The organism is Salinibacterium sp. PAMC 21357 (assembly GCF_000247645.1).
In the GTDB taxonomy this organism is placed as follows: Bacteria; Actinomycetota; Actinomycetes; order Actinomycetales; family Microbacteriaceae; genus Rhodoglobus.
On the sequence record NZ_AHWA01000002.1, the window covers coordinates 1 to 13571 of the forward strand.

The 13571-nt window shown below is 60.0% G+C and carries 11 protein-coding genes, 2 rRNA genes and 1 pseudogene; 11 read left to right on the plus strand and 3 right to left on the minus strand.

The window, feature by feature from the left end; all coding sequences use genetic code 11:
• The 6 genes from ON14_RS00015 to ON14_RS00040 all read left to right on the plus strand — a co-directional run.
• A 23S ribosomal RNA gene (locus ON14_RS00015) occupies positions 1-1274 on the plus strand; the annotation flags it as partial.
• Positions 1275-1455: 181 nt separating this feature from the next.
• Positions 1456-1572: ribosomal RNA gene (gene rrf / locus ON14_RS00020) — 5S ribosomal RNA — on the plus strand.
• 88 nt (positions 1573-1660) lie between these two features.
• Complete coding sequence (locus ON14_RS00030; RefSeq protein ID WP_192812255.1) at positions 1661-3061, plus strand: hypothetical protein; 1401 nt, start codon at positions 1661-1663, stop codon at positions 3059-3061.
• A complete protein-coding gene (locus tag ON14_RS00035) occupies positions 3051-4049 on the plus strand; it encodes an HAD-IIA family hydrolase (protein ID WP_010202084.1) in 999 nt (332 codons plus the stop codon). Before ON14_RS00030 ends, ON14_RS00035 begins: the two co-directional genes overlap by 11 nt.
• Before the next feature lie 2 nt (positions 4050-4051).
• The gene (locus ON14_RS15905; protein ID WP_192812256.1) at positions 4052-4204 is read left to right on the plus strand and encodes a hypothetical protein; all 153 of its coding nucleotides are present in this window, start codon (positions 4052-4054) and stop codon (positions 4202-4204) included.
• The gene (locus ON14_RS00040) at positions 4197-4991 is read left to right on the plus strand and encodes a TlyA family RNA methyltransferase (protein WP_010202085.1); all 795 of its coding nucleotides are present in this window, start codon (positions 4197-4199) and stop codon (positions 4989-4991) included. Before ON14_RS15905 ends, ON14_RS00040 begins: the two co-directional genes overlap by 8 nt.
• Positions 4992-5014: 23 nt before the next feature.
• Here the strand turns inward: ON14_RS00040 and ON14_RS00045 are convergent, their stop codons facing one another.
• The 3 genes and pseudogenes from ON14_RS00045 to ON14_RS00055 all read right to left on the minus strand — a co-directional run bounded on the left by ON14_RS00045 (position 5015) and on the right by ON14_RS00055 (position 7174).
• The gene (locus ON14_RS00045) at positions 5015-5434 is read right to left on the minus strand and encodes a DUF302 domain-containing protein (protein WP_010202087.1); all 420 of its coding nucleotides are present in this window, start codon (positions 5432-5434) and stop codon (positions 5015-5017) included.
• Between the two features lie 14 nt (positions 5435-5448).
• Positions 5449-6924 (minus strand): multicopper oxidase family protein, encoded by a 1476-nt coding sequence (locus tag ON14_RS00050; protein WP_010202089.1) that lies wholly within the window; start codon positions 6922-6924, stop codon positions 5449-5451.
• Positions 6924-7174, minus strand: a pseudogene (locus ON14_RS00055) (SHOCT domain-containing protein). The gene ON14_RS00050 and the pseudogene ON14_RS00055 overlap by 1 nt, the downstream one beginning before the upstream one ends.
• Positions 7175-7417: 243 nt before the next feature.
• Between ON14_RS00055 and ON14_RS00060 the strand changes: the two are divergent.
• From ON14_RS00060 to xerD, 5 genes are all read left to right on the plus strand, one after another.
• A complete protein-coding gene (locus ON14_RS00060) occupies positions 7418-8362 on the plus strand; it encodes an NAD kinase (RefSeq protein ID WP_010202091.1) in 945 nt (314 codons plus the stop codon).
• Complete coding sequence (recN, locus tag ON14_RS00065) at positions 8359-10065, plus strand: DNA repair protein RecN (RefSeq protein ID WP_010202092.1); 1707 nt, start codon at positions 8359-8361, stop codon at positions 10063-10065. The genes ON14_RS00060 and recN overlap by 4 nt, the downstream gene beginning before the upstream one ends.
• Positions 10066-10272: 207 nt before the next feature.
• A complete protein-coding gene (locus ON14_RS00070) occupies positions 10273-11973 on the plus strand; it encodes a CTP synthase (protein ID WP_010202094.1) in 1701 nt (566 codons plus the stop codon).
• Positions 11963-12595: an NUDIX domain-containing protein gene (locus ON14_RS00075; protein WP_010202096.1), complete on the plus strand. Its 633-nt coding sequence runs from the start codon at positions 11963-11965 to the stop codon at positions 12593-12595. Before ON14_RS00070 ends, ON14_RS00075 begins: the two co-directional genes overlap by 11 nt.
• Positions 12596-12617: 22 nt before the next feature.
• Entirely contained in the window at positions 12618-13553 is a 936-nt protein-coding gene (gene xerD / locus ON14_RS00080) for a site-specific tyrosine recombinase XerD (protein ID WP_010202098.1), read from the plus strand.
• Positions 13554-13571 lie beyond the last annotated feature (18 nt).

Below are 13571 nucleotides of genomic sequence, written 5' to 3' on the forward strand. Positions count from 1 at the left end.
AATACTAAGGAGATCGAGAGAATCGTGGTTAAGGAACTCGGCAAAATGCCCCCGTAACTTCGGGATAAGGGGGGCCTAAGGCGTGAACGGACTTGCTCCGGGAGCGCTGCAGGGCCGCAGAGACCAGTGGGAAGCGACTGTTTACTAAAAACACAGGTCCGTGCTAAGTCGCAAGACGATGTATACGGACTGACGCCTGCCCGGTGCTGGAAGGTTAAGAGGAACGGTTAGCCGTAAGGCGAAGCTGTGAATTTAAGCCCCAGTAAACGGCGGTGGCTGAGACTGCCAAGGCATCCTAAGGTAGCGAAATTCCTTGTCGGGTAAGTTCCGACCTGCACGAATGGCGTAACGACTTCCCAGCTGTCTCAACCGCGAACTCGGCGAAATTGCACTACGAGTAAAGATGCTCGTTACGCGCAGAAGGACGGAAAGACCCCGTGACCTTTACTATAGCTTTGTATTGGTGTTCGGTGTGGCCTGTGTAGGATAGGTGGGAGACTGTGAAGCTTGGACGCTAGTTCAGGTGGAGTCATTGTTGAAATACCACTCTGGTCATATTGGATATCTAACTTCGAACCGTAATCCGGTTCAGGGACAGTGCATGGTGGGTAGTTTAACTGGGGCGGTTGCCTCCCAAAAAGTAACGGAGGCGCCCAAAGGTTCCCTCAACCTGGTTGGTAATCAGGTGTCGAGTGTAAGTGCACAAGGGAGCTTGACTGTGAGACTGACAAGTCGAGCAGGGACGAAAGTCGGGACTAGTGATCCGGCAGTGGCTTGTGGAAGCGCTGTCGCTCAACGGATAAAAGGTACCTCGGGGATAACAGGCTGATCTTGCCCAAGAGTCCATATCGACGGCATGGTTTGGCACCTCGATGTCGGCTCGTCGCATCCTGGGGCTGGAGTAGGTCCCAAGGGTTGGGCTGTTCGCCCATTAAAGCGGTACGCGAGCTGGGTTTAGAACGTCGTGAGACAGTTCGGTCCCTATCCTCTGCGCGCGCAGGAAATTTGAGAAGATCTATCCCTAGTACGAGAGGACCGGGATGGACGAACCTCTGGTGTGTCAGTTGTTCCGCCAGGAGCACCGCTGATTAGCTACGTTCGGAATGGATAACCGCTGAAAGCATCTAAGCGGGAAGCCAGCTTCAAGATGAGATTTCCATGGCTTAGGCCGAGAGACTCGCAGCTAGACTACTGCGTTGATAGGCTGGATGTGGAAGCAGGGACTAACGACCTGTGGAGCTGACCAGTACTAATAAGTCGATAAATTGATAACACCCCACCTCACTGGGAGTCCGTAAGGACTTCGAATGGTGAATGAGAAGAATTCTCGCGTCCACTTTGTGGTTCCCGATTTACGGTCGGGAACTGCGCCCAGCTAACACAGCCGGGGCCCTCTTCACGGAGGACTCTGAACTGATGTTTACTGGCCCAGACTGATACATAAATCAATAGTGTTTCGGCGGCCATAGCGAGAGGGAAACGCCCGGTTACATTCCGAACCCGGAAGCTAAGACTCTCTGCGCCGATGGTACTGCAAGGGGGACCTTGTGGGAGAGTAGGACACCGCCGGACTTAAATTGTAAAATGGCCACCCCTGTGTTGAATAGACACAGTGGGTGGCTATTTTGCGTTAAGTTTTACCCATAATCAGGAGCAACAAGTGAGCGATTCATCAGGTAACGACGGTCGGCGCGATAGCCGACCCCACGGAAGCCGTTCCGGTGCGCCCCGATCTGGTGGACGCCCCACCGGCGGACGCCCTGGTGAAGGCCGACCAAGCGACGGAAAACCGCGCCGCGACAACGCCGCAGGCGGGCCAGCTCGCGGAAAGCCAGCATCCGCCTCTGATCGCCCTTGGCGGGCCAAGCCCGAAGGCGATGACCGTCGACCGCGTCGTGATGACGCACCGTCCGGTGAAGACCGTAAACCTCGATACAACTCCAACGCTGGCGACGACCGTCGACCGCGTCGTGACGGCGATGGCCGCGATGATCGTGCGCCTCGCTCAGGCGACCGCGACAGTCGGCCTCCGCGTTCAAACGATCGACCAGACCGCGGTGACCGTTCGGGCCGCTCCGAGCGCAGTGACCGCCCGGCTCGTCCCCAGCGCAACGATGGCTCCGGCCGTCCGGAACGTGGCGGACGCCCCGATCGTGGTTCCGGCCGCAGTGATGGTCCCCCCGAGAAGCGTCTCTGGACCAAGGGTGGAGCTCCCGCACGCGGAGACCACAACGCGAGTGAACGTGAGCCAGAGGAAGATCGCGACCCGTTCGGCATCCGTTCCGTTCGTGCGTTCCACCAGGCACCGGAGGTTCCAGAGGGCATCACTCCGAAGATGCTTGACAGAATTGCCTTAAACGAACTCAAGACTCTCAGCAAGGAAAACGCCGACGGCGTAGCCCTGCACCTCGTGATGGTCTCGCAGCTCATCGAAACTGATCCAGAGCTCGCCCACCAGCACGCAATCTCGGCGGCACGTCGTGCGGGCCGCATCGGTGTTGTTCGCGAAACGCTAGCCATTACCGCCTACGCCACCGAAGACTACGCACTGGCGCTTCGCGAACTGCGCACCTACCGTCGTATCTCCGGACGCGACGATCAACTACCCATGATGGTCGATAGCGAACGTGGGCTTGAGCGCCCCGAGCGCGCACTTGAGCTTGGACGCTCCGTGCGCCGCAGCACGCTGTCGACCGGCGTTCAGGTTGAACTAGCAATCGCCATGTCCGGTGCGCGGCTTGACCTCGGTCAAGCCGAAGAAGCACTAGTCGAGCTGCAGATCCCGCAACTCGACCCGACCAAAGCCTTCAGCTACAGCCCCGCCCTCTTTGGCGCCTACGGCACTGTGCTCGAAGAACTCGGTCGCGACGAAGAAGCGGCAACGTGGTTCGATCGCGCAGATGTTGCCGCCGACGCCCTCAACGATGATGATGACGCCACGATCGAAGTAATTGAAGAAGAGCTCGAGTTCGACGAACTAGTTGCAGATGGTGATGATGCAGAGAACGATAAGCCGGTGGAAGAAACTGGCGAAACCGGAAACGGCGCCAGTGACCGCTAAGACACCGCTTGACGGTGTCGCGCTCGTTCTCGCCGATCTCGATGGCGTGGTGTACCGCGGACCTGATGCGATTCCGCATGCGGTCGAGAGCCTCAACGCGATTGAGGGCGCGCAAGTGGCGTACATCACCAACAATGCCTCGCGCACTGATGCATCCGTCGCAACTCATTTGAGTGAGCTCGGGCTGCGTGTCGAACCCAACGACGTAGTGACTTCGCCTCAAGCAGCGATGGCACTGCTTCGCGAGTTAGTTCCTGCAGGTTCGACTGTCATGGTTGTCGGGGGAGACGGGCTCACGAGCGAGCTCGAGAAGTCAGGCTTCGTCGTGACTCGGTCTGCTGAAGACTCGCCAGCCGCCGTCGTGCAGGGCTTCGCCCCCGATGTGGCCTGGGTGCACCTTGCCGAAGCCGCGTTCGCCCTCAAAGGTGGCGATGCCGGCATCCCGTGGATCGCCACGAACACTGACTGGACAATTCCCCAAGCTCGCGGCACCGCACCCGGAAACGGAACCCTTGTCTCCGCCGTGCACACCGCGGTTGGTCGACTGCCCATCGTCGCGGGCAAGCCAGAAGTGGCAATCTTCGAAGAAGCTTTTGCTCGATACCACTCGCGCGATGCACTGATGATTGGCGACCGCCTCGATACCGACATTCTCGGTGCCAACAAGGCCGGCATCCCCTCGCTGCTCGTACTCACCGGCATCGACCAAGCGAAACAAGTACTCGCGGCGATTCCCGAAGAGCGTCCGACGATGATCGTTGACGATCTGCGGGCGCTCCACGAGCCGTATCCAGAAACCGTGGTCACGCATGACGGCGCCGCCGTAGTGACGTCGGTGGGAACCGCGACAGTGCGCCTCGAAGCACAGCGAATCACCGTGACGACGGCCGGAACATCCATTGACCGGCTTCGTGCCGGAGCCGCAGCAATTTGGAACTCAGGGAGCGCCATCTACGCTCTTGAGGTGCCAGCGGAGCTATATTCGTGAGCATGAGCGACGAATCACCGGCAGACGGACTGATGTCACGACTGAGCCTGATCGAAGATCAAGCGCTCGAGTCGCGCGCTGCAGCCTTCACCCAAATTCACGACGAACTTCAACAGCAGCTTGACGGCAAGGACGCGTTCTCACGTAATGGCTAATATGCGTCTCGATGCGGCTCTCGCTGCCCGTGGCCTTGCGCGCTCCCGCACGCACGCCGCCAAACTTATCGCCGACAACCTCGTTACGGTCGTTGGCATTGCCATTCCCAAAGCGTCTACGCCGGTCAACGATGACCATGTTATTGAGGTTGCAGAGACAGATCACTACGTCAGTCGTGCAGCCCACAAGCTTGTCGCCGCCCTCGATTCCTTTGGCGTAGATGCCACCGGAAAGCTCGCGCTCGATGTTGGGGCGTCAACGGGTGGCTTCACTCAAGTGTTGCTCGAGCGTGGTGCGCGTGAAGTAATTGCGCTCGATGTTGGGCATGGCCAGCTGGTCGACGTGATTCGTTCGGATGCTCGCGTGCGCACAATCGAGCGCGAGAATGCTCGCTACCTCACCGCAGAGTCACTTGCGGCGTTGAGCGGCACCGTTGAAGCGCCAACGCTCGTAGTTTCTGACCTCTCGTTTATCTCGCTTCGCACTGTGCTCCCGGCGCTGCAGGCCTCGGTGAGCGAAACCGCCGACTTCGTCTTGCTGGTGAAGCCGCAATTCGAGGTTGGGCGCACCAACATTCGCGAAGGCATTGTGCACGGCTCTGCCTTGCGGGACGAAGCCATTATGGGCGTGCTGTGGGCAGCGTGGGATCTCGGCCTCGGCACAGCTGGCGTTATTGCTTCCCCCATCGCGGGAAACGCGGGAAACCGTGAATACCTTGTCTGGTTGAGCACCCCAGCCGGCAGTAACCCGACAGAGTGGATTTCGCAGGTTGCTGCCATCGCCTAAACGGTGAGCGCTTCGAGCCAGTACTAGTTGCTGCTAGCGCCTTCGACGGCTGCCAGAGCGGCACGAAGTCGTGCATCCGCTTGATCGGCAACAGCCTGAATCGCTGCGACTTCGCTCAGTTGAACCATGGTCTGGGGATTGATCGCTTGAACCGTAGTCGATTCTGCCGACGGGCTTCGACGGATGACGACGTTGCAGGGCAGTAGCAGCCCCATATCGGGATCGGCGGCGAGTGCTTGCTCGGCGAGGGTCGGGTTGCACGCGCCCAAAATCAGATAGTCACCGACAGCATCTGCGCTTTCGGTGCCGAGCTTGGTGTTGAAGGTCGCTCGGATGTCAATTTCGGTGAGAACGCCGAAACCCTGGTTTGCTAGTTCTTGTTTCGTCGCGGCAATCGCTTCCTCGTAGGGGAGCGAGACTGTGACGGTGTGTGCGTAGTTCATGATTGTCTCCGTTGCTAGTTGGCGGAGATGATTCCCATCATCCCGTTGTCTTCGTGGTCGAGAATGTGACAGTGATAGACGGTTTTTCCGCTGAAGTCCTCGAACGCGATCCGCACGCGTGTTGTACTGCGTGCGGGAATGTTTACGACGTCTTGCCACAGGAGGGCGTCGACGGGCTGCCCATCCTGTTCGATGATTTGCATTGGCCAGACGTGCAGGTGCAGTGGATGATCGAGGGTGCTGGTGTTTGTCAGCAGCCATTCCTCGACGCTGTCGAATTGCACCGTGGCGTCGATGCGGCTGGCATCGAATTGGCGGTCGTTGATTGTGGGGGTCATCATGCCGGCACCCATACCGCCGCCCATGTCCATGGCGAAGACCAATTCGCGTCTCGCGTACACGGTTTCTGTGCGCAGGTCGCGCTGGGCGGGTTGGCGCGGGATCGCTGGTGGGGTGTCGACGCCCTCGCCGGCCACGGTAAACGTGGCCAAGGCGACTTCCTCGCCGCTGCGAGAGCTGCCCCCGCCCATCATTCCGTCGGCGGAGCCGCGGTCATATGGGACGGCACGCAGTGTGGCTGTTCCGGCGCTGCCGGTGACGAGAAGGTCTGCCCGGTTGCCGGGGGCTAGTAGGAGCTCGTCGACTTCTTGAGGGGATTCATACCGCCCGGAGTCGATTCCGAGCAGGGTCAGTTGCTGTCCGTCGAGTCGCAGTCGTAAGTAGCGAGACACGCTGGCATTGACAATGCGCCAGCGTTCGCGTTCTCCGGGGCGCGCAGTCAGGTCTGGCGTGAGTTGTCCGTTGACGAGCACGAGGTCTCCCTCGCGCCCGGTCATTTCATCCATCGCTGAGGCCGCGGGAATGTTTCCGCTGGAGTTGAGGGTGATGTCAGAGATGACGAGGAGGCGTTCCCGGTCAGCGGGGATCGGTTCGGGGTCTTCGACGATGATCGCGCCATAGAGCCCGCTGAACACTTGCTCGGCGACGAAACCGTGAAGGTGCGGGTGGTACCAGTACACGCCAGGGGGATGATCGGGAGGCAATTCGTACTGGTAATCGAATGAATCTCCAGCTTCGACGGTGACGAACATGTTGTCGCTGTTGTCTTCGGGGGAGACGTGCAGCCCATGAACGTGCAGGTTGCTCGGGTCTGCCAAGCCATTTTTCAGCTTCACGCTGAGGGTATCTCCCGCACGGACGCGCAGAGTGGGGCCTGGCACGCCACCGTTGTAACTCAACGCATTCACGTCACGGCCTGCGATCGTTACTCGTTGGGGTGCGGTTTCGAGGTCAATGCTGAGCAAGCCGTCGGCACTGCGAAACTCGGTGGGCTCGACGAGGGATTTTCCGGCGACTGTTCCGGCAACTGTTCCGGAGGTCGAGCCAGAGGAGCGACCTTGGGTGATGACGAAACCGGTTCCGCCTACTGCGACACTGGCGACTCCGACTCCACCGAGGATCAGAGCGTTGCGTCGGCTAATGTCGGGCATTACGGGGACTCGTCGAGTACCCGAAGCTGTTCGCGATATTGCTCTGCGGTGAGCTCACCGCGAGCGAAACGTTCTTCGAGGATTTGCTTGGCTCCGGAAGCGTTAGTGTGCTTCGGCTCTTGTGCAGCTTCATTGCGACCCGACGTCTTCGAGGCTAAACGAACAACGACATAGACGAGCAGGGCGATGCCTACAATTGCTAACAAGCCGTATCCCCAAGCCATCCCATATTTCCGTATCCCCACATCATCAGATTTGGTTCCTCTCGTCTCGGGTTGTGCCGTGTTTGCCACAATACCCCCGGAGGTATAGAGGTGGCTGGGTGTGAACAGATTCGCGGTCACCGCGAGTTTTGCCCGCATCCGCTCGGGCAATATCCCCAGAATCGTGTGCTGGGCGCACTTGTCGGTGGGAATCCGACAGAATGGTTAACGCAGGTTTCTGCGATCGCCGAGAGCGCGATTTACATCATCCTACGACTGAGAGGGGCACGGTGCAGTCCGAGAACTCTCACGCTTCTGATCGCCACATTCTAGTAATCGCTCATACCGGTCGCGCCGAATCGTTGACCGCCGCAATTTCCGTGTGCCGCCAGCTCATTAGCGCCGGAATCGTGCCCGTCTTGGCACCCGACAGTTACGAAACTATTCTTCAGGCTGATCCGAGCCTTTCCCCTGTGTCCCGACTCGGTAATGAGGTCGAGACGGGTGAACTTGAGCTCGTGATCGTCTTGGGCGGCGATGGAACAATCCTTCGTGCTGCCGAGCTGACTCGCGGCTGCAGTGCGCCGCTCCTCGGCGTCAATCTGGGCCACGTCGGTTTCCTAGCAGAAAGCGAACGCGAAGAACTTACCTCTACTGTCGAGCGTGCGCTTGCTCGCGACTACCTCGTTGAAGAGCGCATGACGCTCTCGGTGAGAGTGAAAGTCGACTCAGAGGTTGTCTACGAATCGTGGGCTCTTAACGAAGCCACTGTTGAAAAGGCGAGCCGTGAGCGGATGCTCGAAGTCGTCATCGAAGTCGACGGCCGGCCGCTCTCCTCGTTTGGCTGCGACGGTGTCGTGATGTCCACTCCGACCGGATCTACGGCCTACGCGTTTTCGGCAGGAGGGCCCGTCGTCTGGCCGAGTCTCGACGCGATCTTGCTCGTTCCACTCAGCGCGCATGCGTTGTTTGCACGACCCATTGTTGTCGGCCCCGATTCGGCTCTTGCCGTTGAGGTGCTTGATCGCAATATGGGAATCGGGGTGCTGTGGTGTGACGGCCGCCGCGCCTTCGACCTGCCCCGTGGCGCACGCGTCGTCGTGCGACGCTCGCCCGTGCCAGTGCGGCTTGCCCGGCTTTCGCAGGGTCCATTCACTGATCGTCTCGTCAAGAAATTCAATTTGCCTGTCAACGGATGGCGTGGGCCAGCCTCGGAGGAGGGAAACCAGTCGTGATCGAAGAGATCCTGATTCGCGATCTTGGCGTCATCGCTTCAGCGCGACTTCCCCTCGGCCCCGGCTTTACCGCGCTCACTGGTGAGACCGGTGCCGGAAAGACCATGGTGGTAACCGCCCTCGGACTGCTGTTGGGTGAGCGCGCCGATGCGGCAGCGATCCGCGCCGACAGTGCTCAAGCATCCGTAGAAGGTCGCTGGGTAATTGATCCCGAGTCTGCTGTTGCCGAACGCGTGCGAGATGCGGGCGGCGATCTCGATGACGGAGAGCTTCTCCTCGTGCGTACTGTTTCTCGCGAAGGTCGCAGTCGAGCGGTCGTCGGTGGGCGAAGTGCGCCAGTCGGCGTTCTCACGGAACTGGGCGACCAACTTGTTGTCGTGCACGGGCAATCCGAACAGATTCGCCTCAAGTCGGCGACCGCGCAACGCAACGCACTCGATCGCTTTGCTGGCGCCGAATTAGCGAAAGTGCTTGAGAAGTACCACACCGTTTTTCGCCGGTGGCAATCAGCGCAGGCTGAACTTGATGTGCTCGTTGCCGAAGGTGACTTGCGCAGCCGGGAAGCCGAGGAGCTTCGCGTGGCGATCGACGAAATCGAGGCTGCTGATGTGCGCCGCGGTGAAGACGTTGAGCTCACCGAACGCGCTGATCGACTCTCCAACCTTGAAGGGCTTCGACTCGCGGCAGAAGGCGCCCACGTGGTTTTGTCGGCGGATGCCGCAGACGACAGCTCCGATGTGCTTGCGCAGCTGGCCTCGGCCCACCGCGGGCTTGAGCGGGTCGCTGAGCACGACAACAAACTTGCGTCGATTGCGGAAGCGTTAGCGGCAGCATCCATCACTCTCGGTGAAATTGCCACTGACCTCTCTGGCTACCTAGGCAGTCTCGATGCCGATGGCAGCCGCGAACTTGAGCAGGTAGAAGAACGTCGCAGCCAACTTGCCACCCTCGTGCGGAAACACGGTCACAGCCTTGACGACGTCGTTGATGTGCTCGACACGGGCAGCCAACGTTTGCTCGAGCTCGACAATGACTCCACCCGCATCGATGAACTTCGGGCACAGGTCGAAGCCGACCAAGGCGACCTCATCGCCCTCGCCGCTCAGGTCAGCGACGTTCGCACACGCAGCGCCGAGCGGCTGTCTGCCGAAGTGACGAGCGAACTGACCCAACTAGCCATGGCCAACGCCGAAATCGTTGTCACCGTCGAAGACCGCACCGACTACTCGTTCAGCGGAAAAGATGAAGTCGCGATTCTGTTGCGCCCTCACCCGGGAGCACCACCGCGCCCACTCGGTAAAGGCGCCTCCGGGGGAGAGCTCTCACGGGTCATGCTCGCCATCGAAGTTGTCATCGCCGGCAACGACCCCGTTCCCACCTTCATCTTTGACGAAGTGGATGCCGGAGTCGGCGGTGCCGCCGCCATCGAAATCGGCAAACGGCTGGCCCAACTCAGCCGCACCGCCCAAGTGATTGTTGTCACTCACTTGGCGCAGGTCGCCGCGTTTGCGGACAACCACTTGAGCGTCATCAAGGGTGATGACGGCTCGGTTACCGCATCCAGTGTGCACAAGCTCGAAGGAGAAGCGCGCATCGCCGAAATGGCGCGACTGCTTTCTGGACTGCCCGACTCCGAATCCGGGCTTGCCCACGCACGCGAACTTATTCAGACGGCCCACGAGCTCGAGCGCGCCAGCCGCTGACGAGAGTGCGGCTGCTGACGTGAGCGCGAGCGGCGCTGGGTGCTAATTTGCAGCGAATTGCAGGCCGCGCGAGCATTCCGAGCATTCGAAGATTGTGCCCAGAAAAGCTCCGTCGACCTCGGCTCTGGGCGCGCAGGCTGTTAAGCCGATAACGAAACGCCCCGACGCGGCGACAAAACTCCTCAGCGAGGCATAGGATGGAACCCCGTGGTGGACAATATAAACGCGGTCGTAACAAAGCACATCTTCGTCACCGGAGGAGTCGTCTCTTCTCTCGGTAAAGGCCTCACGGCGGCGAGTCTCGGTAACCTGCTGACAGCACGCGGGCTCCGCGTCGTCATGCAGAAGCTGGATCCCTATCTGAACGTGGATCCCGGCACTATGAACCCGTTCCAGCATGGTGAAGTCTTTGTCACCGACGACGGCGCCGAAACTGACCTCGACATCGGTCACTACGAGCGCTTCCTCGACATCAAGCTCAATCAGGCAGCTAACGTCACGACGGGCCAGATCTACTCCGAAGTGATTGCCAAGGAACGTCGTGGCGAATACCTCGGCGACACCGTGCAGGTAATCCCGCACATCACCGACGAGATCAAGCGCCGTATGCGCCTGCAAGCTGCTGGCCCGTTCAGCGATGAAGATCCGCAGCCCGATGTGATCATCACCGAAATCGGTGGAACCGTCGGCGACATCGAAAGCCTGCCGTTCATCGAGTCGGCTCGCCAGGTTCGCCACGAGCTCGGCCGCAAGAACGTGTTCTTCGTTCACGTCTCGCTCGTGCCCTTCATGGCAGCCTCTGGCGAGCAGAAGACCAAACCAACCCAGCACTCCGTCGCAGCACTGCGCTCGATCGGCATTCAGCCCGACGCGCTCGTATTGCGCAGTGATCGCCCCGTCTCCGAATCCAACAAGCGCAAGATCGCGCTCATGTGTGACGTTGAAGAAGACGCCGTCGTGAACGCTACCGACGCCTCCAGCATCTACGACATCCCCGAAATGTTGCACAGCCAAGGGCTCGACGCGTACATCATCAATCAGCTTGGCCTCGAAGCGAAGTCCGTGAACTGGGATGGCTGGAACGAACTGCTCGAAGTCGTGCACAACCCCAAGCACGAAGCCACCATCGGACTCGTCGGCAAATACATCGATCTGCCGGACGCCTACCTTTCGGTCACGGAAGCACTGCGTGCCGGTGGCTTCGCCAATAACGCCAAGGTCAATATTCGCTGGGTCGCCTCAGACGAATGCGAAACTCCTGAAGGCGCAGCGAAGCAACTCGGCGACCTCGATGGCATCGTCGTGCCCGGTGGCTTCGGTGTGCGTGGCATTGAGGGCAAGCTCGGCGCGCTCAAGTTCGTGCGCGAGAACGGCATCCCCACTCTCGGTATTTGCCTTGGCTTGCAGTGCATGGTCATTGAGTATGCACGCGACATGGCTGGCCTTGAAGGCGCATCATCGACGGAGTTCGACGCCGACAGCAAGTACCCGGTCATCGCAACGATGGCCGAGCAGGTCGACATCATCGCTGGGGGAGACATGGGCGGCACGATGCGCCTCGGTCTCTACAACGCTGACCTCGAGCCCGGCTCGATCGTCGAAGAAATCTATGGCGCACCGACGGCGGCCGAGCGTCACCGTCACCGCTACGAAGTGAATAACGAATACCGCCAGCAGATTGCGGATGCCGGACTCACGTTCTCGGGAATCTCACCCGACCGCACGCTCGTCGAATTCGTCGAGTTGCCGCGCGAAGTTCACCCGTACTACGTGGGAACTCAGGCGCACCCTGAACTGCTGTCACGCCCGAACCGCGCTCACCCGCTGTTCCGAGGACTCGTTGCTGCGGCAATTGAGCGCCAAAAATCTAACCGCCTCTTTGAGGTGACAGAGCAGGATGATGCATAACGAGCTCAGTGATGACCGCGTCACCCCACGGCTGCTGACCAGCGACACCGTATTCGCCGGCCACGTCTGGAACATCGATCGCGAAACTTTTGAGCTAGACGGCATCGCCATCACCCGTGAGTTTACGAACCACACGGGTGCTGTTGCGGTGCTGGCTCTGGACGAGCGTGACCGAGTTTTGCTGATCAAGCAGTACCGGCATCCGGTGCGACTGCGTGATTGGGAATTGCCGGCCGGGCTGTTAGATGTTGTCAATGAGTCGCCGCTGGTGGCTGCCCAACGTGAGTTCGCTGAAGAAACGGATTTGCAAGCCGAGTCCTGGCATGTGCTCAGCGAAATGCTGACCTCGCCAGGGGGAAGCAACGAAGCTGTGCGCATCTACTTGGCACGTGGAGTGAGCTCGACCGGCGACACCTTCGACCGCTTTGCGGAAGAGGCGGGCATTGAGCTGAAGTGGGTTCCGCTAGAAGACGCTGTTGAGGCAGTGCTTGACCGCCGCATCCAGAACTCGATTTCGTGTGTCGGGATACTCGCCGCTCAGCTGGGGCGTGACCGTGGGTGGAGCACGCTCGGCGATGCCAACGAGCCGTGGCTGCGGCATCCACGAAACTACGACGAGTAGCTTGCGCGAGTAACGAAGTCAGATGAGCGAATCGACGCGCACGGGAGCGGGCAACGCGATTGCGGCCGCATCGGAGCGCTATCTTCGGCATCTGGCGATCGAGCGCGGGCTATCGGCGAACACTTTGGCGGCGTATCGCCGCGATCTTGAGTCGTATCTTGCGTTTCTTGGTGAGCGGGAGCTTTCGACGCCCGCGGAGATTTCGGCGGATGACGTGACCGCTTTTGCGCACAGCCTGCGAGCTGATGGGGAGCGCCCACTCGCCGCCTCATCGGTGGCACGAATGCTGTCGACGGTGCGCGGGCTGCACACGTTCTTCGTTGATGAGTCGCTGGCGACCGTTGATGTTGCGCACGCGGTGGCGATTCCGAAGCAGACGATGCGTTTGCCGAAGGCGATCACGATCGAACAGATGGCGAGCGTGTTGTCGGCTTTTGATGGTGACGATGTGATTGCGTTGCGCAACACCGCCCTGCTTGAACTTCTCTATGCGACGGGCGCCCGGGTCTCCGAAGTGGTGTCGTTGAACGTCGACGACATGATCGACGGCGATATCGTGCGGTTGCTCGGTAAGGGCAACAAGCAGCGAATCGTGCCGGTCGGTAGTTTCGCCAGGGAAGCCATCCAGAAGTACTTGGTACGGGCCCGCCCGACACTTTCCGTGAAGGGGCCTTCGACGCCAGCGTTATTTATGGGCGCCCGCGGCGCGCGATTGTCACGGCAAAACGTGTGGCTGATCATTCAGGCTGCGGCGGAACGCGTGGACTTGGGGATCGATATTTCTCCGCACACCTTTCGCCACTCGTTTGCGACCCACTTGCTCTCGGGCGGTGCTGACGTTCGCGTTGTGCAAGAACTGCTCGGCCACTCATCGGTCGCGACGACCCAGATTTACACGCTCGTGACCGCTGACACCCTGCGCGACATGTACACGACGGCGCATCCGCGGGCTCGTTAGCCCGCGTGTCGCGCATCC